Raw genomic sequence first — 23538 nt, forward strand, 5'->3', positions numbered from 1 at the left:
GCTACAATGTGTGTAATTTATTGGCGGTATTAATGGTTTGACTCTGGCCCGAGAAGGCGTATGGAAACAAAAAAAAGCACTAACGAATTTATTCCCACCTTTGAACGTTCATTCCTCCATCCTCGCTTCTGGGGAACCTGGCTCGGCGTTGCGGCGTTTTCCGCGATCGCAATGGTGCCGCCGTCGGTGCGCGATCCGCTGCTGGCGAAGTTAGGGCGGCTGGGAGGCCGGCTTGGTAAAAGCGCGCGCCGCCGCGCGCAGATTAACCTGCTGTACTGTTTCCCGGAGATGCCGGAAAGCGAGCGAGAAGCCATCATCGACGAGATGTTTGCCACCGCCCCGCAGGCGATGGCGTTAACCGCCGAACTGGCTATCCGCGGAACGGAAAAAGTGCTGCCGCGCATTCAGTGGCATGGCCGGGAATACATCGATGAGATGCAGCGCAATAACGAGCGGGTGATTTTCCTTGTGCCGCACGCCTGGGGCATCGACATGCCCGCCATGCTGATGGCCGCCAGCGGCTATCCGGTTGCCGGAATGTTTCACAACCAGGGCAACCAGGCTCTGGACTACGTGTGGAACAAGGTACGCCTGCGCTTCGGCGGCAGGCTCCATGCCCGCAACGACGGCATTAAGCCGTTTATCAGCTCGGTGCGCGCCGGCTACTGGGGCTACTACCTCCCGGACCAGGATCACGGCCCGGAGCAGAGCGAGTTCGTTGAGTTTTTCGGCACCTATAAAGCCACGCTGCCGGCGATTGGCCGCCTGATGAAAGTGTGCCGCGCCAGAGTGCTGCCGCTGTTCCCGGTGTATAACAGCCGCACCCACTGCCTGGAAATCTACGTGCGCCCGCCGATGGACGATCTGGCGGATGCCGATGACCGCACCATTGCGCGTCGTATGAATGAGGAAGTGGAGATCTTCGTGCGTCCGAACCCGGAGCAGTACACCTGGATCCTGAAGCTGCTGAAAACCCGTCGCGACGGCGAGATCCAGCCCTATAAGCGAAAAGACCTGTGGGGCAAAAGCGCCAAATAAAAAAAGCCCTCGAATGAGGGCTTTTTTGTGTCTCGCGGTCGGCTTATTCGACGGTGAGAATGCGGGTCGTGTTGGTGGTGCCGATGGTGCCCATCACGTCGCCCTGGGTAACGATAACCAGATCGCCGGAAACCAGATAGCCTTTATCACGCAGCAGGTTTACCGCATCCTGCGCGGCAACCACGCCATCGTTGGCGTTATCGAAGTAGACCGGGGTAACGCCGCGGTAGAGCGCCGTGAGGCTCAGGGTGCGCTCATGGCGGGACATCGCGAAGATCGGCAGACCCGAGCTGATACGTGAGGTCATCAGCGCGGTACGGCCCGATTCCGTCATGGTGATGATCGCGCTGACGCCTTTCAGGTGGTTGGCAGCATACATGGCCGACATGGCAATGGCTTCTTCCACGTTGTCGAACTGCACGTCGAGACGGTGCTTCGAGACGTTGATGCTCGGGATTTTTTCCGCCCCGAGGCAGACGCGCGCCATCGCCGCCACGGTCTCTGCCGGATACTGACCGGCTGCGGTTTCCGCGGAGAGCATCACCGCATCGGTACCGTCCAGCACGGCGTTCGCTACGTCCATGACTTCGGCGCGGGTCGGCATCGGGTTGGTGATCATCGACTCCATCATCTGGGTCGCGGTGATCACCGCACGGTTGAGCTTGCGGGCACGACGAATCAGGGTTTTCTGGATACCGACCAGTTCCGGGTCGCCAATCTCCACACCGAGATCGCCGCGCGCCACCATCACCACGTCCGACGCCAGGATGATGTCATCCATCGCTTCGTCGCTGCATACCGCTTCGGCGCGTTCGACTTTTGCGCAGATTTTGGCATCGCAGCCGGCGTCGCGCGCCAGACGGCGGGCGTAGTTAAGATCTTCGCCGCAGCGCGGGAAGGAGACCGCCAGATAATCCACGCCGATTTTCGCGGCGGTGATGATGTCAGCTTTGTCTTTCTCGGTCAGGGCTTCGGCAGAGAGACCGCCACCCAGTTTGTTGATCCCTTTGTTGTTCGACAGCGGGCCGCCAACGGTCACTTCGGTGTAGACGCGCATGCCGCTGACTTCCAGCACTTTCAACTGCACGCGGCCGTCGTCCAGCAGCAGGATATCGCCCGGTACGACGTCAGCCGGCAGGCCTTTATAGTCGATGCCGACCTTTTCTTTGTCGCCTTCGCCTTTACCGAGGTTGGCGTCGAGCAGGAATTTGTCGCCGATATTGAGGAAGACTTTGCCTTCTTTAAAGGTCGATACGCGAATTTTTGGACCCTGAAGGTCGCCGAGGATAGCCACGTGGCGGCCAAGCTTCGCCGCGATCTCACGCACTTTATCGGCGCGAAGCTGGTGATCTTCCGGGCTGCCGTGGGAGAAGTTCATACGTACAACGTTAGCACCCGCAGCGATGATTTTTTCGAGGTTGTTATCGCGGTCAGTGGCCGGGCCTAATGTGGTGACGATTTTGGTTCTGCGAAGCCGTCTGGACATGTATTACTCCGTTGACTGAAACACTTAGGTGTTGCGTGAATATAAATTCGGTAATTCCAACTGCCCTTCAGGGCAAAGCAAATGACCATAACCGAATGCGTGGATAAGTTACAACTTTGTTATAAAAAATTTAGTCCCGTTCACCGGGGAGATGCAGCGCCTTATCAAAGCGCGATTCCTTAAGGGCTTCCTTGACTCGCTTCAAGTTATCCCTGAATTTCGCCCCGCGACGCAGGGTAAATCCGGTTGCCAGCACGTCAATCAGCGTCAGCTGCGCCAGGCGCGACACCATCGGCATATAGATATCGGTGTCCTCGGGCACATCCAGCAGCAGGGCCAGCGTCGCCTCGCGCGCCAGCGGCGAGCCTTCGCTGGTGATTGCCAGCACCATGGCATCGCTTTCACGCGCCAGCCGCGCCAGTTCCACCAAGCTTTTGGTACGGCCGGTGTGGGAAATCAGCACCACCACGTCATCATCGCTACAGTTCATGCAGCTCATGCGCTGCACCACGATGTCGTCGGAATAGATAACCGGCACGTTGAAGCGAAAAAATTTATTCATCGCATCGTGGGCTACCGCCGCCGACGAGCCGAGACCGAAAAAGGCGATCTTCTTGGCCTGGGTCAGCATATCCACGGCGCGGTTGACCGCCGACATATCCAGCGCGTGGCGCACCTGGTCGAGGGTAGCCATCGCCGATTCAAAAATTTTGCCGGTGTAGGCCTCAACGCTGTCGTCCTGGTCGACGTTGCGATTCACATAGGGCGTACCGTTTGCCAGACTTTGCGCCAGATGTAGTTTAAAATCGGGAAAGCCGCGGGTTTCGAGGCTGCGACAGAAGCGGTTCACCGTCGGTTCGCTGACGCCAGCTTCACTGGCAAGCGTGGCGATACTGGAGTGGATGGCGTTGGACGGCGAAGCCAGGATGGCTTCTGCGACTTTGCGTTCTGATTTGCTAAGGTATTCCAGATGGATCTGGATCTTTTCCAGCATATTCATAGTGTGAGTATAGCTCAGCGAGGTAAACGTTTTCACAGCGACGTGAAACGCGATCGGTTGAGCGAGAATATACCGCGCTACGCTGACGCCGGGGAAAGTGAGCCACATAAATGTTGTTGTTTTTTTTCATTACATGATCGGCGTCGACTTTTCGCCTCTGCCGGGCGCAACGTGGCGACGGTGATGCGCCGCCCGGCGCGGCAGGCCGTTTTCTGAGCGGCCCGGCAAATAAGGCATCTTCGGCGAAACGCTAAAGGTTTCGTGGCGACGGTAAAACCAGTAGAGTGCAGCGTAATAAAATTACAAGTAAGGCCTGGCGAAAGACCAGGACATCCGAAACGAGGAGAATGACATGGCGGTAACGCAGACAGCCCAGGCATGTGACCTGGTCATTTTCGGGGCGAAAGGCGACCTGGCGCGCCGGAAACTGTTGCCATCCCTGTATCAGCTTGAGAAAGCCGGTCAGATCCACCCCGACACCCGCATTCTGGGCGTAGGCCGCGCGGACTGGGATAAAGAAGCCTATACCAAAGTGGTGCGTGAAGCGCTCGAAACCTTCATGAAAGAGAAGATCGACGAAGCGCTGTGGGACACCCTGAGCGGCCGTCTCGACTTCTGCAATCTCGACGTTAACGACGTCGCCGCGTTTACCCGCCTCGGGAAAATGCTCGATCAGAAAAATCGCGTCACCATTAACTATTTCGCCATGCCGCCAAGCACCTTTGGCGCCATCTGCAAGGGGCTTGGCGAAGCGAAGCTCAACGCCAAACCGGCGCGCGTGGTAATGGAAAAACCGCTCGGCACCTCGCTGGATACCTCGCGTGAGATTAACGATCAGGTGGGCGAGTTCTTTGAAGAGTGCCAGGTCTACCGTATCGACCACTATCTCGGCAAAGAGACGGTGCTCAACCTGCTGGCGCTGCGCTTTGCGAACGCGCTGTTTGTCAACAACTGGGATAACCGCACCATCGACCACGTTGAAATTACCGTGGCCGAAGAGGTAGGCATTGAGGGTCGCTGGGGTTACTTCGACCAGGCCGGCCAGATGCGCGACATGATCCAGAACCACCTGCTGCAAATCCTCTGCATGATCGCCATGTCGCCGCCGTCAGATTTGACCGCCGACAGCATTCGCGATGAGAAGGTGAAAGTCCTGAAATCCCTGCGCCGCATCGATCGCACCAACGTGCGTGAGAAAACCGTGCGCGGCCAGTACACCGCCGGCTTCGCTCAGGGCAAAAAAGTGCCGGGCTACCTGGAAGAAGAGGGCGCGAATAAGAGCAGCAGCACCGAAACCTTCGTGGCTATCCGCGTGGATATCGATAACTGGCGCTGGGCGGGCGTGCCGTTCTACCTGCGCACCGGCAAGCGTTTGCCGACCAAATGCTCGGAAGTGGTGGTCTATTTCAAAACGCCTGAGCTGAACCTGTTCAAAGAGTCCTGGCAGGACCTGCCGCAGAACAAGCTGACCATTCGCCTGCAGCCGGACGAAGGGGTGGACATCCAGGTGCTGAATAAAGTGCCCGGACTCGATCACAAGCACAACCTGCAGATCACCAAGCTCGACCTGAGCTACTCCGAAACCTTCAACGAAACGCACCTTGCCGACGCCTATGAGCGCCTGCTGCTGGAAACCATGCGCGGTATTCAGGCCCTGTTTGTGCGTCGCGACGAAGTGGAAGAGGCCTGGACGTGGGTGGACTCCATCACCGAGGCCTGGGCGGCGGATAACGATGCGCCGAAGCCGTATCAGGCCGGCACCTGGGGGCCTGTGGCCTCTGTGGCGATGATTACCCGCGACGGTCGTTCCTGGAACGAGTTCGAGTGATCGCCAGCTGCGTCAGGGATGTTATTTTACCGGTAACATGATCTGACGCAGGTTGCTTTCCGATTTACAAATTTAAGGCCCTGACTGGATTCACCAGCAGGGCTTTTTTCATTACACTGGCTGAAGCGATTTTGCCCTTGTCAGGCGCGAGTGCGGTGCTTCAGTGTAATGACTCCCTTCGTTACGCCCTCCGTTCTGCGTCCTGTGGCAGCACTTTTATCAGGAGCTTTTATGAACCCAGTAATGTTACGCGTAACAAATCGAATCATTGAGCGCTCGCAAAAGACCCGCAGCGCGTATCTGGCCCGCATTGAAAAAGCGAAAAGCGAGACGGTACACCGCGCCTCGCTAGCCTGCGGCAATCTGGCGCACGGTTTCGCCGCCTGCCAGCCGGACGATAAAGCCTCCCTGAAAAGCATGCTGCGCCATAACATTGGCATCATTACCTCCTATAACGATATGCTCTCGGCCCACCAGCCCTACGAGCGCTATCCCGATATCATTCGCCGCGCGCTGCATGAGATCGGCGCCGTCGCCCAGGTGGCAGGCGGCGTCCCGGCCATGTGCGACGGAGTGACCCAGGGGCAGGACGGCATGGAGCTGTCGCTGCTCAGCCGGGAAGTGATCGCCATGTCGGCCGCGGTGGGGCTGTCGCATAACATGTTCGACGGCGCGCTCTACCTCGGCGTGTGCGACAAAATCGTGCCGGGCCTGGCGATGGCGGCGCTCTCCTTCGGGCACCTGCCCTCGGTGTTTATCCCCTCCGGGCCGATGGCCAGCGGCTTGCCGAACAAAGAGAAGGTGCGCATTCGCCAGCTCTATGCGGAAGGGAAGGTGGATCGCATGGCGCTGCTGGAGTCCGAAGCGGCCTCCTACCATGCGCCGGGCACCTGCACCTTCTACGGCACCGCCAACACCAACCAGATGGTGATTGAGTTTATGGGCATGCAGCTGCCCGGCTCCTCCTTTGTTCACCCGGACGCCGAACTGCGCACCGAACTCACCGCCGCCGCCGCCCGCCAGGTGACGCGCCTGACCGGCAACGGCAACGCGTGGATGCCGATCGGTAAGATGATCGACGAAAAGGTGGTGGTTAACGGCATCGTGGCGCTGCTGGCGACCGGCGGCTCCACCAACCACACCATGCACCTGGTGGCGATGGCCCGCGCGGCAGGCATCATCATTAACTGGGACGACTTCTCCGAGCTGTCGGATGTGGTGCCGCTGATGGCGCGCCTCTACCCGAACGGCCCGGCGGACATCAACCACTTCCAGGCTGCGGGCGGCGTGCCGGTGCTGATCCGCGAGCTGCTGAAGGGCGGCCTGCTGCACGAGGACGTCAATACCGTGGCCGGTTTCGGCCTGAGCCGCTACACCCTTGAGCCGTGGCTCAATAACGGTCAGCTCGACTGGCGTGAAGGGGCAGCGGCCTCGCTGGACACCGACATCATCGCCACCATCGACAACCCCTTCTCCCGCCACGGCGGCACCAAGGTGCTGAGCGGCAATCTGGGACGCGCGGTGATGAAAACCTCGGCGGTGCCCGTTGAGAACCAGGTTATCGAAGCTCCGGCGGTAATTTTTGAGAGCCAGCACGACGTATTGCCGGCGTTTGAAGCGGGCCTGCTGGACCGCGACTGCGTGGTGGTGGTGCGCCATCAGGGACCAAAAGCGAACGGGATGCCAGAATTACATAAACTCATGCCGCCACTTGGTGTATTATTGGACCGCCGTTTCAAAATTGCGTTAGTTACCGATGGACGACTCTCTGGCGCGTCCGGTAAGGTGCCTTCTGCTATCCACGTCACCCCGGAAGCCTACGATGGCGGGATGCTGGCGAAGGTGCGTGAAGGGGACCTTATCCGTGTTAACGGCCAGACCGGCGAACTGACCCTGCTGGTGGACGACGCCGAACTGGCGGCACGTGACGCCTTTGTCCCGGACCTGAGCGCCCTGCGCGTAGGCACCGGACGCGAGCTGTTTGGCGCGCTGCGCGAGAAACTGTCCGGCGCGGAGCAGGGCGCAACCTGTATTACTTTTGAATGATTCCCGGCGCACCCGGTGCGCTGAAAACAGATGAATTAATTAAAGTTGGCGGGAGTAAATCTGAATGAAAAACTGGAAAACAAGTGCCGAAGCGATTCTGACCTCAGGCCCGGTTGTCCCTGTAATCGTCATTAATAAGCTCGAACACGCGGTGCCGATGGCGAAAGCTCTGGTGGCAGGCGGCGTGCGCGTGCTGGAAGTGACCCTGCGTACCCCATGCGCGCTGGAAGCGATTCGCCTGATTGCGAAAGAAGTACCGGACGCGATCGTCGGTGCGGGTACCGTACTGAATGCCAGACAGCTGGCAGAGGTGACCGAGGCTGGCGCGCAGTTCGCAATTAGCCCAGGCCTGACCGAGCCGCTGCTGAAAGCCGCGACCGAAGGCACCATTCCGTTGATTCCGGGCATCAGCACCGTCTCTGAACTGATGCTGGGCATGGACTACGGCCTGAAAGAGTTTAAGTTCTTCCCGGCAGAAGCCAACGGCGGCACCAAAGCGCTGCAGGCGATCGCAGGCCCGTTCTCGCAGGTTCGTTTCTGCCCGACCGGCGGCATCTCCCCGGCCAACTACCGCGACTACCTGGCGCTGAAAAGCGTGCTGTGCATCGGCGGCTCCTGGCTGGTTCCGGCCGACGCGCTGGAGAGCGGCGACTACGATCGCATCACCACCCTGGCACGTGAAGCGGTGGCTGGCGCGCAGCAGTAATAAAAAAGGCGAGGGCATCACGCGCTCGCCTGCATAATGACGACGCCCGGCCAGCACGCCGGGCTTTTTTTATCCCTTCACCACCACCGCGGCGGCGGCTGCTTTTGCGCGTTCAACCGCCTGCTCGACGCTCTCTGCCATGCTCAGCGCCACCCCAAGTCGACGCGTTCCCTGGATGTCCGGCTTGCCGAACAGGCGCAGCTGAAGACCGGCGCCCAGCGCGTTCTCCAGATTGCCGTAGCTCAGGTTGTCGCTCACCAGATCAGGCAGGATCACCGCCGAGGCGCACGGGCCATACTGGCGGATGCCGCCGATGGGCAGGCCGGTAAACGCCCGCACGTGCAGGGCGAACTCAGAGAGATCCTGTGAAATCAGCGTCACCATCCCGGTATCATGTGGGCGGGGCGAGACTTCGCTGAAGATCACCTCGTCCCCGCAGATAAACAGCTCGACGCCAAACAGGCCATAGCCGCCCAGCGCCAGCACCACCTTGCGCGCCATCTCCTGGGCGCGGCTCAGGGCCAGGTCGCTCATCTGCTGCGGCTGCCAGGACTCGCGGTAGTCGCCATCCTCCTGACGGTGACCGACGGGGGCGCAAAAGTGAACCCCGTCGACCGCGCTGACGGTCAGCAGGGTGATTTCGAAATCAAAATCCACCACGCCTTCGACAATCACGCGCCCGGCCCCGGCGCGGCCGCCCTGTTGGGCATATTCCCACGCCTGGGTGAGCTGTGCTTCGTCACGGATAAAGCTTTGCCCCTTGCCGGAGGAGCTCATCACCGGCTTGACAATGCAGGGCAGGCCGATGGTGTCGACAGCTGCACGGAACGCCGCTTCGCTGTCGGCAAACCGATAGCGGGAGGTCGGGATCGCCAGCTCCTCGGCGGCGAGACGGCGGATGCCCTCCCGATTCATGGTAAGTTTTGTCGCCCGCGCGGTCGGCACCACGTGCTGCCCGGCCTGCTCCAGCTCAACCAGCATATCGGTGGCGATGGCTTCGATTTCCGGCACGATGTAGTGCGGCTTTTCCTGCTCCACCAGCGTTTTCAGGGCGGCAGCGTCGAGCATGTTGATCACGTGGCTGCGGTGGGCGACGTGCATAGCGGGGGCGTCCGGATAGCGGTCTACGGCAATCACTTCGATGCCCAGACGCTGGCACTCAATGGCCACTTCCTTACCCAATTCACCCGAACCCAAAAGCATTACCCGCGTTGCTGCGGGGCGCAGCGCCGTACCCAACATAGCCATAACCCTGTACCTGATTGAAAAAATGGACCGGCGCAGTATAAACGAAAACGTTTGCGTGCCACAGTGATTTTGCAGTTGCACGCAAGGTGATACTGGGTTTATACTGTATATAAATACAGTGATGCGAGGCTGCAAAATGACCGTTGAAATTAAATACGTGGTTGTCCGCGAAGGTGAGGAAAAGATGTCTTTTGCCAATAAAAAGGATGCTGACGCTTACGATAAAATGCTCGATCTGGCTGAAGTGCTTGGCGACTGGTTGCAGGAGAGCCCGCTGAAGCTGGAAGACGAACAGAACGACGCGCTGGCGATGTGGCTGGCCGAACAGCGTGATGCCCTGAGCACCATCATCAAAACCGGCAAGCTGCCGGAAAGCGCACCGGCAGAAAAAGTCCCGGCGGCGCGTAAGAAGGCTGCTGCGGATGAAGAGACCGCCGAGGTTAAGCCCATCAAAGCGGCATAATCAGACGCAAAGACATTGGCGTTACCAGGGTTTTGAACCATGCTTTTCCTGAACATACCGACAGGAGAACAACATGTACAAATCCGGAATGCTTATTGCGAGCCTGCTTGCGCTTGGCAGCGCCCCGGCTCTGGCGGCTGACGCCCATGATGTGAGCTTCCCGCGTTGCGAAGGCACCAACGCGGAAACCATCGCCTCCAGCGTGAAACGCGACTATCTGCAAAATCGTATCCCACGCTGGGCAGACGATCAGGAAACCCTCGGCATGGCCGACCCGGTAGCCTGGACGGACCCGAAAGCGGTGCACGGTGAAGGGGACAACTGGCAGGTGCCGCTCATGGTGCGCGGCAAGAATACCGATATTCACTACCAGGTGACCATCGACTGTAAAAAGGGCACCGCCAGCTATAAGCACTGAGGCGTCCGCGGGCAGCCCTGTGCTGCCCCTGTCTGACTGCGTTGACCGCGCTGATGTTTGTCCCGCCTGTTTCTGTTTCTCTCCGCGTTCCCGTTGCTGCTCATGCTACTGATGTGCTGCTCCCGTCACCGCGTTTGCTCATGTTGCTGATGTGCTGTTCCCGTTAGCGCGTTGGCTCGCATTGCTGATGTGCTGCTCACGTTAGCGCGCATTGCTGATGTGCTGCCCGGCCACCCCGTCTACGCCTGTTCCTGATTTACTGCCTCCATTTCGCGTCTGCTCGGCTGCGCCGTTCTCGGCTAGCCATACCGTACGGGCCGGCAGCGATAATTTTCCCTTCCTTGCTCAAACCCGACATATCTTGACGCTGACTCGCTTACCCTCAGTAAACATCTGACATTACCGGAGAAAGATTATGTCTCAGTGGTTAAAACAGCTTCAGTCCGTTCTGGGGCAGGCGAAATCCGCCACCCAGCAGGGTGGGGATAAAGAGCAGGGTTACAGCAAATACATGCCCGGCGCGCTGGGTGGTCTGGCCGGCTTGCTGGTCGCCAGCTCCTCATCGCGCAAACTGCTGACCAAATATGCAGGCAGCGCGCTGCTGATGGGCGGTGGCGCGGTGGCCGGTACCGTGCTGTGGAACAAATACAAAGATAAAGTGCGCGCGGCGCATCAGGATGAACCGAACTACGGTCAGCAGCACTCGCCGCTGGACGTGCGTACCGAACGTCTGATTCTGGCGCTGGTGTTTGCCGCCAAGAGCGACGGGCATATCGACGACCGCGAGCGTCAGGCCATTGAACAGCAGCTGCGTGAAGCGGGCGTTGAGCAGCAGGGAAGGGCGCTGATCCAGCAGGCTATCGAGCAGCCGCTCGATCCCAAACGCATTGCCCAGGGCATTCAGAACGAGGAAGAGGCGCTGGAAGTCTACTTCCTGAGCTGCGCGGCCATCGACATCGATCACTTTATGGAGCGCAGCTATCTGAACGCGCTGGGCGACGAACTGAAGATCCCGCAGGACGTGCGCAGCAGCATCGAGCAGGATCTGAAGCAGCAAAAACAGGCCCTGCCAGGGGAATAAGCGCAGGATAAATGTCATGTTTCGCTTGCAACGCGCGTGGGTTTTGCCACCCTTACAGAGTGTTGAATGCAAAAGAACAATGACATGCCACCTAAAGCGAGAAAAATTCCCCATCCTCTGACCGAGCATGGCGATACCCGAATCGACAACTATTACTGGTTGCGCGACGACTCCCGTTCTCAACCGGAGGTGCTGGACTATCTGCACCAGGAGAACGACTACGGGCGCGCCATCATGGCCACGCAGCAGGCGTTGCAGGACCGTCTCTTAAAAGAGATGGTAGATCGTATCCCGCAGCGCGACGTCTCTGCGCCCTATGTAAAAAACGGCTATCGCTATCGTCACGTCTATGAAACCGGCTGCGAGTACGCTATCTATCAGCGCCAGTCGGTGATGAGCTCGGAATGGGATGACTGGGAGCTGCTGCTCGACTCCAACAAGCGCGCCGCCCACAGCGAGTTTTACACCCTGGGCGGGCTGTCGGTTGCCCCGGACAACAGCATCATGGCGCTGGCGGAGGATTTTCTCTCCCGGCGGCAGTACGGGCTGCGCTTTCGCAATCTGGAGACCGGCAACTGGTACCCTGAGACGCTGGAGAACGTCTCGCCGAGCTTTGTCTGGGCGAACGACTCCTCGACGCTCTACTACGTGCGCAAGCACGCCACCACGCTGTTGCCGTATCAGGTGTGGCGCCATACCGTGGGGACGCCCTCCAGCCGTGATGAGCTGGTGTATGAAGAGACAGACGAGACCTTCTACGTCAGCCTGCATAAAACCACCTCCCAGCACTTTGTCCTGATCTATCTCAACAGCGCCACCACCAGTGAAGTGCTGCTGCTTGACGCAGAACTGCCCGATGCGCTGCCTCAGCAGTTTCTGGCGCGGCGCAAGGATCACGAATACAGCCTCGACCACTATCAGCACACCTTTTACCTGCGCTCCAACCGCGACGGAAAAAACTTCGGGCTGTACCGCACCAAAGTGCGGGATGAATCTCGCTGGGAAGTGCTGATCCCGGCGCGGGATAACATCATGCTGGAAGGCTTTACGCTGTTTACCGACTGGCTGGTGGTGGAGGAGCGTCAGCGCGGCCTGACCAGCCTGCGGCAAATCAACCGCAAAACCCGGGAGGTAACCGGCATCGCCTTTGACGATCCGGCCTATGTCACCTGGCTTGCCTATAACCCCGAGCCGGAGACGTCGCGCCTGCGCTACGGTTACTCTTCGATGACCACGCCGGATACCCTGTTCGAGCTGGATATGGACACCGGCGAGCGGCGCGTGCTGAAGCAGACCGAGGTCGCCGGGTTTGACGCGGCGAACTACCGCAGCGAACACCTGTGGGTGAAGGCGCGGGACGGCGTGGAGGTCCCGGTGTCACTGGTTTATCGCACCTCCTGCTTCCGACGCGGCAAAAATCCGCTGCTGGTGTACGGTTACGGCTCGTACGGCACCTGTATGGATGCGGACTTCAGTACCAGCCGGCTGAGCCTGCTCGACCGGGGATTTGTCTACGCCATCGCCCATATCCGCGGCGGCGGTGAGCTGGGGCAGGGGTGGTATGAAGACGGTAAGTTCCTGAAGAAGAAAAACACCTTTAACGACTATATCGACGTGTGCGACGCCCTTCTGAAAGAGGGCTACGGCGATCCGCACTACCTGTACGGTATGGGGGGGAGCGCGGGCGGCATGCTGATGGGCACCGTCATTAACCAGCGTCCGGAGCTGTTTCATGGCGTAGTGGCCCAGGTGCCGTTCGTTGACGTGGTGACGACGATGCTCGATGAATCCATCCCCCTGACCACCGGGGAGTTTGAGGAGTGGGGCAATCCCAAAGACGAAGCGTACTATCGCTATATGAAGGACTACAGCCCCTACGACCAGGTGCAGGCCCAGGAGTATCCGCACTTGCTGGTCACCACCGGCCTGCACGATTCCCAGGTGCAGTACTGGGAGCCGGCAAAATGGGTCGCGAAGCTGCGGGAGTACAAAACCGACGATAACCTGCTGCTGCTCTGTACCGATATGGATTCGGGGCACGGCGGTAAGTCCGGGCGCTTTAAATCCTATGAAGGGGTGGCGATGGAGTACGCTTTCCTGATCGCGCTGGCCCAGGGCACGCTGCCGGGTCAGGCGCCGCGCTAGCTACTCGTCGCCCAGGTAGTGGCGCAGCGTGAGCCGCCACTCGGGCGTCATGGCTTTGAAGTTGTTCATCATCCAGCGCAGGTAGCCGGGATCGCGGTCGGCGATTTCGGCCACCGGTCGGCCGCGGTACTTCCCGAACTGAAAGGTCTGGATAAGCCCCGGTCGGCCCGTCACTTCTACCATCTCCTCCGGCGTCCAGCCTGACGTATTCATGATATCGATAAGCAGCGCCGCGGTGATATAGCAGTCGAACAGCGCCCGGTGCTGGTGCAGGCCTGGCGGCGTCTCGACGTGCAGCTTGCGGGATTTGTACAGCGCCATGTTGCTGTACTTGATGCCGGGCCACAGGCGACGCGCCAGCTTGACGGTACAGATCCACTCCCCGCTCATGGGCGGCAGCATCCGCTGGTCAAAGCTGGCGTTGTGCGCCACGTAGTAGCGGCTGCCGTGATAGCGTGGAATGACGTCTTCAATCCAGGGTTTATCCGCCACCATCGCTTCGGTGATCCTATGTATCGCCATGGCCTGGGCGCCAATCGGGCGATCGGGACGCACCAGATCGCTCATCGGGTTGACGATCTGTCCGTCAATGATATCTACCGATGCCACTTCGACCACGCCGCCCTGTAAGCCGCAGGTTTCAGTATCGATGACGCGTAGCATGCTGTGCTCCCGGGATCAAAAAAAAGGAAAGGGCGCCGACGCGCAGACGGCGTCGACGGTTAAGGCTATTTGGATTTTGGTTCGTAAGGCAGACGGGAGAGGTTCACCGAGGCCAGACGATGGGCGATCAGGCGCTCGCGGAAGTAGCTGCGCAGCGCATCCGGCTGTTCGCGCTCGACCATTTCAGCGACCACCGGCATATTGTAGCGCTCTTTAAACGCCACCCCCGCCGCGGCCAGATCGACGTTGATTTTGTCCATCTCATCCTGGGGAAGTTTTGCGAGATTGCGTTGCATAGGGTTCTCCTTCTGGCTGGTGGCAAAGGTACTGTGCAGCACGGCAGATGACAAGCCTTTATCGCCTCGACTTCATACCCAAAGCTGATATTCTTTCGCGAGACTGATTGAAAAGGAATGGAAATATGCTGATTTCCCGCCGGGTACTCCCCACCCTGTTAGCCCTGACCACCACGCTGGCATTTTCTTCTGCGGCGCTGGCCCATGCGCATCTCAAACACCAGTTTCCGGCCGCCGATGCCGCCGTGAGCGAATCGCCGAAGGCGCTGACGCTCAGCTTCTCGGAAGGAGTGGAGCAGAACTTCAGTAAGGTGATGCTCACCGGGCCGAATAACCAGCTGGTCGCTACCGGTAAACCGACCCGCAGCGGCAGCGACGACAAGCAGCTGGAGGTGCCGATCGAGGCACCCCTCAAAGCCGGTCACTATCAGGTGCAGTGGCAGGTGGTTTCCGTGGACGGCCATAAAACCAAAGGGTCATGGGCCTTTAGCGTGAAATAATCATGGAGCTGCTTTATCCTGCGCTGCGCGGGCTGCATATCCTGGCGCTGTGCACGCTGTCTGGCGGTGCGGTAAGCCTGACTTGCTTTACCCGGGGTGCGCTGCGCGCGGCGATGGCCCATCGCCTGAGACGCGGTCTGGTGGCCTGCGCCTTGCTGCTGATGGTGACTACCGTAAGCCTCTATCTTACCCAGGCGGGGCTGATGGGCGACGGTCCGGCGGATATGCTGAACCCGGAAGTGCTGCGGGCTGTGGCCGGGACGCGCTTTGGTAACGTCTGGCTGGTGCAGGGCGGTTTTGCCGCGGCAACCCTGGCGGCGCTGTGTGTCTCAGGCCGCGTGCTGCTGCTCATTCTGGCCGGTGCTCAGCTGGCGCTGCTCGCCTGGACCGGCCACGCGGCGATGAACGACGGCCCCCTCGGTGCGCTACAGCGTCTGAACCACAGCCTGCATCTGCTCAGCGCGGCATGGTGGATCGGCGGTCTGCTACCGCTGCTTATCTGCATGCGGCTCGGGGGTGAGCCGGCGCTGCGCGAGGATGCCATTCGCGCGATGCGGCGTTTTTCCCTCAGCGGCCACATCGCGGTCGCCGGCGTCGTGCTGACCGGGGTGCTTAACGGGCTGATCATCACCGGGTTTCGCTGGCACGGGTTTACGCCGTGGCTGCAACTGTTGATGGTAAAAGTTGGGCTGGTGGCAGGCATGGTGGCGATCGCCCTGTATAATCGCTATGTTCTGGTGCCGCGATTTCATGCCGGTCCTGACGCGATAGCGCGCTTTATCCGCCTGACCCAGGCTGAAATGTTGCTCGGTGTGCTGGTGATTGCGACGGTCACGCTGTTGGCGACCTGGGCACCATTCTGATTGATGTGTATGACAAGAGAAGGCTATGAAAAAGACTTTACTGGCACTGCTGTTAACCTCCCTCTCCGGTATGGCACTGGCCGCGCCGCAGATTGCTACCGTGAGCCGCTTCGAGGTGGGTAAGGATAAGTGGGCGTTTAATCGGGAAGAGGTGATGCTGTCGTGCCGCCCTGACGGCGCGCTGTTTGTGATTAACCCGTCAACCCTGATGCAGTATCCGCTCAATGAAAAAGCGCAGCAGCAGGTGGCAAGCGGCAAGACCACCGGCCAGCCGGTATCGGTCATTGTGGTGGACGACCCGGCGCGCCCGGGGCACAAGATGAGCCTGGAGCCGTTTATCGAGCGTGCCCAGGCCCTGTGCAAATCCTGACGGCCTTCAGGCATAAAAAAACCGCGCTGCTGAATAACAACGCAGTGCGGTTTTTTTTATGTTGACGACCCGGCCAGCGGATTTTTTAGCATTGCAATAGTCACGGACTGGCAAACCTGACGTCGTCATCTATTCTTATAGTGCAAGGCGACTAAGCCTGCATTAATGCCAACTTTTAGCGCACGGCTCCATCCCAGGAGCCATTTCCCTGGACCGAAAACAGGAATCGTTTTCGGTCTTTTTTTATCCAGAGCGTGGCAACCAACCCGGCGAGCGCGCTATCCATCGTCATTCGCGAGCGGTAACCGGCTGCGATAAACCATACCATACACCGCACGGCCCGCGTCCAGGGGTTTTTCGCCGCGCGGCTAACTTTTTGTCGTCATTCTGCCCGGCACCAACAGCGCCATCAGCAGCGACAGGGCGCAGAACAGCGTCAGGCCGGTGGTCGCACCCAGACCAGCGTAGGCCGCGCCGAACAGCATCGCGCCGGCGACCTGGCCCGCGGCAAGCAGTAAAAACACCGCGGCGACTCCGGCGGCCGGCACCTCCGAGGCGGCGGCGCCGTACACCAGCAGCACGCCGGAGAGCGTAATGTAACCCGCACCGCACAGCGCGACCGCCGGGATCAGCCACGGGCTGAAGCCCTCCCCGAAGGCCAGCGCCAGCAGCGGCACCCCCATGCACAGCTGCGAGATGCGATACACCCGGTTCAGGCCGATGCGATTGGCCAGCGGACCGGTGAATGCCCCAACAATGCCCGCTCCGCCGCTGACCAGCCACAGCATGCTGGCGGCCTGGGCGTCCACCCTCACGTGCTGGCGCAGCACGTCCGGGCCAAAGCTCCACCACGCCGCGCTGGCCACGCCGCTGATAAACGCCACCGTCAGCAGGCGCCCCATCTTCCGCAGCTGCACGCCCCCCGGCGCGGGGGCGCGACTGTCATGCTCGCCGCGGCCCGGCAGATAGCGCAGGGCGGGGTAGAGGCATGCCAGCGCACAGACGGCAAAGGCTACGCAGGCCGCGCGCCATCCGCCGGGAAGCAGCATCAGGATCGGCACCGACAGAATAATGCCTGCGCCGGTACCGGCGTTGATGATGGTGTTGATCTGTGGCTGCTTACCCGGGCTGATCACCCGACTCACCGCGGCGGCGAGCGCCGGGGAGGCCAGGCCCGCGCTGAGTCCGGCGATAAACAGCCCGGCAGCCAGCAGCCAGGGCGCGGTGGCGAGGGCGAGCAGCACCAGCCCCAGGGTGGCGCAGAGCGAGGCAACGCATGCGGTATAGCGCGGGCCGATACGCTGGGTCAGCGGCGCCGCGCCCAGCGACGCGAGGCAGTAAGCCACGAAGCTGCAGGCGGCGATGATGCCCGCCACGCGCGGCGTAAAGGGGATGTCGCGGGTGATATCCGGCAGCATCAGCCCCCAGGCGAATCGCGCCAGGCCGTAGGTGACCGCGATAAGCGCGAATCCGCTGATGGCGAGCGCCACGGTGGGCTTCATGGGCGGGCCTGCGATGCTGACATCAGCACGGCGGCGGCGGCAGCAGCCTGACGCGCCGCGACCGGGCCGACGATCAGCGCCGAGGTGATGGCCCCCTCGAACAGCATCCACACCGCGTCTGCCGTTGCGCCGTCATCCTGCGGACAGGCCTGGGCGGTGGCAACGGTAATGTACTCCCGCAGCTGATAGCGGAAGTCCAGCGCCAGCGCGCAGAGGCGCGGATCCTGCTCGGCATACTCTCCCCACACCTTGAGGAAAAAGCAGCCGCCGGTGCCGTAGTCCTGCATCCAGGACGCCAGCGCCGCGAACAGCTGTTGAATGGCGTCGGGCTGTGCGGCAGGGTAGAGCGCCGCAAAGAAACGGCGTTTGCGCGCGTCCATCACCGCTTCGGTCAGCGCTTCCCGGGAGGGGAAATAGCGATAGAAGGTGCGCGTGGATACGCCAGCCTCGCTGCAGATGCGGTCGGTGCTGGTGGCGTGAAAGCCGTTGGAATAGAACAGCCGCTCGGCGGCGTCGATAATGTCTTCGCGTTTTCTCATACCTTAAAAGTAAACCGATCGTTTTACTTTTGCAAAAAAACGGCGCAGAAAAGCGAGAGCGAGGAGGGGACATCTCCTCCCGGCGCGGCGGGAGGAGCGGAGCGCTACTTCTGAATCAAAAAGCGCAGAATCGGGCCATCCTGCTGGATCTCCAGCACGGTGTAGCCGTGGTTGCGGGCATCCTGCGGGATGTTGTTGATCGACTGCGCGCAGTCGCTAATCACTTCGAGGATCTCCCCGCGCGCCAGCTGAGGCATCTGCTCCAGCATAGCTACAGCGGGGTAAGGGCAGGACTCACCCTGCATATCCAGACGGTAGTCAGGTACGTGCGTTGTCATGCGGTCTCCTTAATAACCTGAACGGTAGAACGGTGGAGGAAAAAGTATTTCTCCCAGCCAATAATCATCATCAGTGCGGCGAACAGCAGGAGGTAGGTCACCAGCAGCCCGCCGAGCGGACCAAAGCTCTCCAGCAGGTTGACCTTGTCCCAGTTGGTGGCCAGCGCCGGTGCAAGATCATCCCAGTACCAGGCAAGCAGGGTCGAGCCAATCACGTTGCCAAGCCCCACCCACCAGAAGTGGACCTGCCCCTCGACCGCACGGTACATCCAGCCGGTTTCACACCCGCCGGCCAGCACAATGCCAAACCCGAACAGCAGGCCGCCGATAACGGCGTTTGGACCGGCCCACATAATTTTGGCGTCCACCCCGAGCTGCACATAGCTGTAAATGCCGATGGCGCTCACCGCCATACCAAACACGATGGCTTTCGCCATGTGGGTACGGCCGGTGATCCACATATCGCGGAACGCGGAGGTGAAGCAGATCTGGGCGCGCTCAATCAGCAGCCCGAAACCGACGCCGCACAGCATCGCCAGCCCCAGCTTCGGCTGTTTCAGCGCGGTGAGCAGCGCCCAGCCAATAATGGCCACGAATACCGCGATGCCGAGCCGGAAACGGCGACGGGCGCGGTCGGCATCCTGGGTTGCGGAGGAGGCCGCCGAGACTTTCTCCAGCTTCACCGGCAGGCGGAATATCGGCAGCAGCGTAAAGCGCGCGCCAAACCAGGTGCCGATAGCGGTGGCGACCGCAAAGAACCAGGCGTGCAAGGAGAACTGCGGAATACCGGTGAAGAACGCGGCCAGGTTGCAGCCCATCGCCAGACGTGCGCCGAAACCGGCGATGATACCGCCCGCCACCGCCTGCAGGATGCGCACGCGGCTGCGCGGCATACGCAGCTTCACGTTATTGGCCCACAGCGCGGCGGCGAAACAGCCGCCGAACATGCCGATAATCATCATGCCGTCGATGCGGGTAAGCGGGGTGCCTTCCAGATGAATCAGTTTGAAATAGCCCCACTCCTCGGTGTGTACCCCCAGAAGCTGGAGCAACTGACCGCCCCAGCGGGTGAACTCGCCGGTGACGGCCCAGAAGGTGCCGGTCAGCCCGAAATAGTAGGTCGAGAGCACGCCGGCCGCGATCACCGCCGGCATAGGTGCCCAAAATTTAACGAGGTAGGTTTGTTTGAAATAATGCCAGGACATGCTGTTAGCCTCTGAACTCAGAAGGATCTACACGCGCCGCGAGTCGGCGCAGAAGGCGCCTATAATAACCGTACTTAAGATTATTCTGGTAGTGGTGCGTTTTATGCAGCGATAAAAGCGCTGGGACATAACGGGGCCAACGTCCTTAATCGTGAATACGTGGCGGCAGGAAAGGTGATGGATCTATGCCATTGATTTTAATGTGTAAAATATTATCACCCGAATGCGGGAAATAGTAGCTGGCCTGACGCAATCGGGAATCGTCTTAAAGGTCGGATTTGAATAACGGCCATTTATGGCGGTTTCTGTGCGGATAAACTGTGTGCGATTAACGCTACTCTGTTTATCAACAGCAGTTAACCCAATAAGCAGATAGGGAGGTTGCACATGAACCAATTGACGATCGGCCAACTGATTAATGCGGCCCCAGCGGTGGCGAAGTTTGAAAGTAAAGTCGCCCAGGAGCTTATCGAAGCGATGACCAAAAGCATTGAATATTTGCTGGAGGAAAACGCCGAGCTGCGTAAAAACCTCAACGGTACGCTGTCCAGGACGATATTAATTAATTAATCGTCCGTTGCGCACGCACCTTTTGCCGCACGTGCTGAAACCCGACCTGTGTCAGCCCGCCTGTTCCGTCGGGTATAAAACCGTATTTATCGCCTTGCCGTTAAGAATCAACTTAACGGTAATGGTCTCTTTTCCGCTACGGCTGCTTTTCCGGTAGCGCATGTACCGCCATCAAAATGCCTTTGCTGATAGTAATGGCGTTCATTTGCTTAAGCTGCGACAGCACCTTAAACACGCCGCTGCGTGAAAGCTGGGTGCGGTTACGGATGTACTCCTCTACCTTTACCGTGGTACGTATCTCTTCCGGTTCGTTAATCAACTCCCTTAACTGATTACACACCATCGTCCAGGTACTCGGCGTCGTCAGCTGGCTCATATGAATCAGTAGCTTAGCAGAGAGCACCTGCAGAAAATTGGCGTATAGCTGCCAGCTGTCAGTCTGCTGGATGAGTGCCATCACCTCGTCCTGCGTCAGCGTCGCAACTTCACATTCGGTTTCCGCAACAAAGATCAGCTCCAGCAGCTCCTGATCGGGAAACGCGATACCGGCAATCCACGGCGTGTTAATGCGATCGAGCTGGGTACGACTTTCTTTGTAGTACCCGGAGATTTGCCCGCTACGGAACAGGTAGCAGCGCCCTTTATTACGCCCTGAAAAGGTAAATCTGCTGCGCGCCGGGAAGCGCTTAAACGTGAGAAATTCATCCAGCCTTCCAATAAGTTCACTGGCGTGAATGTTTTGCGCTTTCTTGATCGCCATTAACGTTGGGATTTGCGTACTCATATCTTCAGCTTCAAAACAGAGTTATTGTGAAATCACTATATCGTATTGCGGCAACATTGCTTACCTGCGATACTGCTGGTAAGGTTTTTTTTACATAACTTATTAATAACTATCAGGTAAATTATTTATACTTAGTAAAATCCCACGCTCTGCAGTGATGTAGCCATCCGCTTTCAGACGCGAGAGAATACGCATTACTCCGCTACGCGAAAGAAAGGTGCGTGCAAGTATATAATTCGCCGCGGTGATGTTTTGTCTGATACCCACCGGTTCGTTATTCAACTGCAGGAGTTGGTTTTTGATTATCTCGTAAGAAGAAAGTTGCGAGATAGAGACGCAATGGCAGTAGATGCGGCTGGTGTTGTAAAGCAGCAGGTTTGCATAACTCTCCCATAAACTATTCGCTTTAATAATGCGTTTTGCACTGGTGAAAGGCAGCGTGCCGATCAGAGAGTCCTCTTCGGTGCGTAGATACAGATGTTTCGACACTGTCGTATGGCTGCTTAACCCGAAGATAAATGGCGCGCGCTCTGAGTTAAGGATTATCCCATCGCTGATGCGGTAAAGCGAAATGCTGCCCTTCATGAGTAGAAAGCATTGATTTTCATGCCCTTTCATAAAGTTAAAAGACTTTCTCTTTTGTGTTAATACTTTATTGCTTTCAAGCGAAAGGTGCTGAATAAGCAAATGTATATCTGAAAGCGGTTTATTTGGATCATGAAAAAAATCGGAGGTGGGGCGCGAGGTTTTTAACTCACTCATTATCGAAGTGACTCCATAAAATAGCTTGCTATTACCGTGGTGAATAATTGGCAGAATTATGATGTCAGGATTCACGTCAATAAAGTATCTATTGGTCTATTTGTGGACTAAAAACCAGTTGTCGGTGGCGCGCAGTTTATATCAAAATGTGTCCCACAACGTCGCCATTGAATATCTTAGCGGTTAATTGCCCTTCGTGTTTAATTTAGCAATGTGATTATCCTTAATCCACAGTCACTAATTAAACACGGAGCCAATGCCCGGGTTATTAAGTGGAGCGGTGTACCCAAAAAGGAATATGAAACTCTCTGGCAGTTACCCACTAATTTGGGCAGGCCAGGGCATCTCTTGCTCAAGGAAAACGTAATGAAAAAAAATGTATTTGCCGTTGCTTTCGCAACCGTAGCCGTGCTGTCTGCCTCTTCCGTATTTGCTGCCGACGGTACTGTTAACTTCACAGGCGAAATTATCGATCAGGCCTGTACGGTCGAAATCGGCACCAGCAACACCCTGACTGTTGACCTGGGTAAAGTAGCGAAGTCCTCTTTCGCGGCAGTAGGCGACGATGCGTCGATCACGAAATTCAGCATGAAACTGAAAGCCTGTCCGGAAAGCATTACCTCAGCGAAAGTGAAATTCGATGGCCCGAATGACGCCACTGACTCTTCCCTGCTGGCCCTGACCTCTGAGACGGGCGTAGCGAAAGGTGTGGCTATTGCCCTGATGACCGCGGATAAAACCGACCTCGGTCTGAACAGCGTCAGCGATTACAGCTATGCGCTGAAGGCGACAGAAGAAAATACGCTTGATTTTTACGCCGCGTACCGTTCAACCGCAGCCACTGTGGTAGCCGGGAAAGCGAATTCAACCGCGACATTCTCAATTAACTACAACTGATTTCCGATCCTGAAATCACCGGGGTCGTTATACGGCCCCTTTTTTAAACGAGGTATAATATGAAATTGCTCACTCACTCAATCATTGCAGGTGTAATACTGGCCTCTGGTATATCCGCCGCTAACGCAGGTGTAGTTATTGGCGGCACGCGCGTGATTTATGATGGTAATAAGAAAGAAGCTTCTCTGAGCGTCAATAATCCGGACTCTGTCCCTTATCTGATCCAGTCGTGGGTAGAGACGCCAGACGGTGGTGCTGAGAAAGCTCCTTTTATTATTACGCCCCCACTGTATCGTCTGGATAATCATCAGCAGAACGTGATGCGTATTGTCCGCGCCGGTAATCTTGCCGACGACAAAGAATCCATGTACTGGCTAAATATTAAAGCCATCCCTTCCGCGCCGCATAACGAAAACGCCAATACGCTTCAGGTGGCTGTTAAAACGCGCATTAAGCTTATTTATCGCCCGGCTTCCCTTAAAGGCGGCAATCCTGAGGATCAGGCGCAGCGTCTGGCCTGGAGCCGCAGCGGCAACAGCGTACGCGTCACCAACCCCACCGCATTTTACATGAATTTCAACAGTATCAGCGTCAACGGCAAAGCGCTGGACGACGTGACCTATGTGGCACCCGGTGCCAGCGCCAGCTTTGCACTGCCGGCAGGCGTCAGCGGCGGTAACCTCACTTTCAAAATTATCAACGATTACGGTGCGCCAGGTGCCGAACACAAAACTGCGATTTAATCACAACTTCTGCTCAAGGAATGAGCGTGCTTTATGATTCGGGAGTG

General features: G+C 58.3%; 25 protein-coding genes. 14 read left to right on the forward strand and 11 right to left on the reverse strand.

Translation table 11 applies throughout. The features are described from left to right. Positions 1-60: 60 nt before the first annotated feature. Entirely contained in the window at positions 61-1038 is a 978-nt protein-coding gene (gene lpxM / locus DW58_RS12930; RefSeq protein ID WP_024549304.1) for a lauroyl-Kdo(2)-lipid IV(A) myristoyltransferase, read from the forward strand. A 43-nt stretch (positions 1039-1081) separates the two neighbouring features. On the opposite strand, the gene pyk is transcribed toward lpxM, so the two are convergent. Together pyk and DW58_RS12940 are read right to left on the reverse strand one after the other, a co-directional pair. Further along, positions 1082-2524: a pyruvate kinase gene (gene pyk, locus DW58_RS12935; protein WP_024549303.1), complete on the reverse strand. Its 1443-nt coding sequence runs from the start codon at positions 2522-2524 to the stop codon at positions 1082-1084. 130 nt (positions 2525-2654) lie between these two features. Beyond that, positions 2655-3524, reverse strand: coding sequence for a MurR/RpiR family transcriptional regulator (locus DW58_RS12940; protein ID WP_024549302.1), 870 nt, complete (start codon positions 3522-3524; stop codon positions 2655-2657). A gap of 352 nt (positions 3525-3876) precedes the next feature. Here DW58_RS12940 and zwf point away from each other — a divergent pair, with 352 nt between their 5' ends. From zwf to DW58_RS12955, 3 genes are all read left to right on the forward strand, one after another. Further along, positions 3877-5352: a glucose-6-phosphate dehydrogenase gene (gene zwf, locus DW58_RS12945; protein WP_024549301.1), complete on the forward strand. Its 1476-nt coding sequence runs from the start codon at positions 3877-3879 to the stop codon at positions 5350-5352. 231 nt (positions 5353-5583) lie between these two features. After that, positions 5584-7398, forward strand: a complete 1815-nt coding sequence (edd, locus tag DW58_RS12950) for a phosphogluconate dehydratase (protein ID WP_024549300.1) — start codon at positions 5584-5586, stop codon at positions 7396-7398. Positions 7399-7462: 64 nt separating this feature from the next. Next, positions 7463-8104 (forward strand): bifunctional 4-hydroxy-2-oxoglutarate aldolase/2-dehydro-3-deoxy-phosphogluconate aldolase, encoded by a 642-nt coding sequence (locus tag DW58_RS12955; protein ID WP_024549299.1) that lies wholly within the window; start codon positions 7463-7465, stop codon positions 8102-8104. Between the two features lie 69 nt (positions 8105-8173). Here the strand turns inward: DW58_RS12955 and purT are convergent, their stop codons facing one another. Continuing rightward, positions 8174-9352, reverse strand: a complete 1179-nt coding sequence (purT, locus tag DW58_RS12960; protein ID WP_024549298.1) for a formate-dependent phosphoribosylglycinamide formyltransferase — start codon at positions 9350-9352, stop codon at positions 8174-8176. Between the two features lie 136 nt (positions 9353-9488). On the opposite strand from purT, the gene DW58_RS12965 reads away from it, so the two are divergent. The 4 genes from DW58_RS12965 to ptrB all read left to right on the forward strand — a co-directional run bounded on the left by DW58_RS12965 (position 9489) and on the right by ptrB (position 13459). Continuing rightward, complete coding sequence (locus DW58_RS12965; protein WP_024549297.1) at positions 9489-9815, forward strand: YebG family protein; 327 nt, start codon at positions 9489-9491, stop codon at positions 9813-9815. A gap of 73 nt (positions 9816-9888) precedes the next feature. Next, positions 9889-10233: a protein YebF gene (gene yebF, locus DW58_RS12970; RefSeq protein WP_024549296.1), complete on the forward strand. Its 345-nt coding sequence runs from the start codon at positions 9889-9891 to the stop codon at positions 10231-10233. Between the two features lie 415 nt (positions 10234-10648). Then, a complete protein-coding gene (locus DW58_RS12975) occupies positions 10649-11314 on the forward strand; it encodes a tellurite resistance TerB family protein (RefSeq protein ID WP_024549295.1) in 666 nt (221 codons plus the stop codon). Positions 11315-11398: 84 nt separating this feature from the next. Then, positions 11399-13459, forward strand: coding sequence for an oligopeptidase B (gene ptrB / locus DW58_RS12980; RefSeq protein WP_024549294.1), 2061 nt, complete (start codon positions 11399-11401; stop codon positions 13457-13459). Here the strand turns inward: ptrB and exoX are convergent, their stop codons facing one another. Together exoX and DW58_RS12990 are read right to left on the reverse strand one after the other, a co-directional pair. Then, a complete protein-coding gene (gene exoX / locus DW58_RS12985) occupies positions 13460-14122 on the reverse strand; it encodes an exodeoxyribonuclease X (RefSeq protein WP_024549293.1) in 663 nt (220 codons plus the stop codon). 65 nt (positions 14123-14187) lie between these two features. Then, on the reverse strand, positions 14188-14418 hold the full coding sequence (locus tag DW58_RS12990) for a DNA polymerase III subunit theta (protein ID WP_024549292.1): 231 nt from the start codon (positions 14416-14418) through the stop codon (positions 14188-14190). Between the two features lie 125 nt (positions 14419-14543). Between DW58_RS12990 and yobA the strand changes: the two genes are divergently transcribed. Genes yobA through DW58_RS13005 form a run of 3 tightly spaced genes read left to right on the forward strand, consistent with a single transcriptional unit; the run spans position 14544 to position 16151 of the window. Then, complete coding sequence (yobA, locus tag DW58_RS12995) at positions 14544-14918, forward strand: CopC domain-containing protein YobA (protein WP_024549291.1); 375 nt, start codon at positions 14544-14546, stop codon at positions 14916-14918. Positions 14919-14920: 2 nt separating this feature from the next. Continuing rightward, a complete protein-coding gene (gene copD, locus DW58_RS13000) occupies positions 14921-15781 on the forward strand; it encodes a copper homeostasis membrane protein CopD (protein ID WP_051195579.1) in 861 nt (286 codons plus the stop codon). A gap of 25 nt (positions 15782-15806) precedes the next feature. Continuing rightward, positions 15807-16151 carry a YebY family protein gene (locus tag DW58_RS13005; protein ID WP_024547432.1) on the forward strand — a complete coding sequence of 115 codons (345 nt, stop codon included), beginning with the start codon at positions 15807-15809 and terminating at the stop codon, positions 16149-16151. 368 nt (positions 16152-16519) lie between these two features. On the opposite strand, the gene DW58_RS13010 is transcribed toward DW58_RS13005, so the two are convergent. The 4 genes from DW58_RS13010 to yedE all read right to left on the reverse strand — a co-directional run bounded on the left by DW58_RS13010 (position 16520) and on the right by yedE (position 19735). Next, on the reverse strand, positions 16520-17653 hold the full coding sequence (locus tag DW58_RS13010; protein WP_024547431.1) for an MFS transporter: 1134 nt from the start codon (positions 17651-17653) through the stop codon (positions 16520-16522). Continuing rightward, positions 17650-18192, reverse strand: coding sequence for a TetR/AcrR family transcriptional regulator (locus tag DW58_RS13015; RefSeq protein ID WP_024547430.1), 543 nt, complete (start codon positions 18190-18192; stop codon positions 17650-17652). Before DW58_RS13015 ends, DW58_RS13010 begins: the two co-directional genes overlap by 4 nt. Before the next feature lie 104 nt (positions 18193-18296). After that, positions 18297-18530, reverse strand: a complete 234-nt coding sequence (yedF, locus tag DW58_RS13020; protein ID WP_024547429.1) for a sulfurtransferase-like selenium metabolism protein YedF — start codon at positions 18528-18530, stop codon at positions 18297-18299. Further along, a complete protein-coding gene (gene yedE, locus DW58_RS13025) occupies positions 18527-19735 on the reverse strand; it encodes a selenium metabolism membrane protein YedE/FdhT (RefSeq protein WP_024547428.1) in 1209 nt (402 codons plus the stop codon). Before yedE ends, yedF begins: the two co-directional genes overlap by 4 nt. Before the next feature lie 387 nt (positions 19736-20122). Here yedE and DW58_RS20985 point away from each other — a divergent pair, with 387 nt between their 5' ends. Beyond that, a complete protein-coding gene (locus tag DW58_RS20985; protein ID WP_035885552.1) occupies positions 20123-20305 on the forward strand; it encodes a hypothetical protein in 183 nt (60 codons plus the stop codon). A 136-nt stretch (positions 20306-20441) separates the two neighbouring features. On the opposite strand, the gene DW58_RS13030 is transcribed toward DW58_RS20985, so the two are convergent. Together DW58_RS13030 and DW58_RS13035 are read right to left on the reverse strand one after the other, a co-directional pair. Beyond that, a complete protein-coding gene (locus DW58_RS13030; protein WP_081706688.1) occupies positions 20442-21089 on the reverse strand; it encodes a helix-turn-helix domain-containing protein in 648 nt (215 codons plus the stop codon). A gap of 102 nt (positions 21090-21191) precedes the next feature. Next, entirely contained in the window at positions 21192-21851 is a 660-nt protein-coding gene (locus DW58_RS13035) for a helix-turn-helix domain-containing protein (protein WP_024547426.1), read from the reverse strand. A gap of 366 nt (positions 21852-22217) precedes the next feature. Between DW58_RS13035 and DW58_RS13040 the strand changes: the two genes are divergently transcribed. Then, a complete protein-coding gene (locus DW58_RS13040; protein ID WP_024547425.1) occupies positions 22218-22748 on the forward strand; it encodes a fimbrial protein in 531 nt (176 codons plus the stop codon). 59 nt (positions 22749-22807) lie between these two features. Then, positions 22808-23491, forward strand: coding sequence for a fimbrial biogenesis chaperone (locus DW58_RS13045; RefSeq protein ID WP_024547424.1), 684 nt, complete (start codon positions 22808-22810; stop codon positions 23489-23491). Positions 23492-23538: the final 47 nt, after the last annotated feature.

The sequence above is a fragment of the Siccibacter turicensis LMG 23730 genome, assembly GCF_000463155.2.
Lineage (GTDB): Bacteria > Pseudomonadota > Gammaproteobacteria > Enterobacterales > Enterobacteriaceae > Siccibacter > Siccibacter turicensis.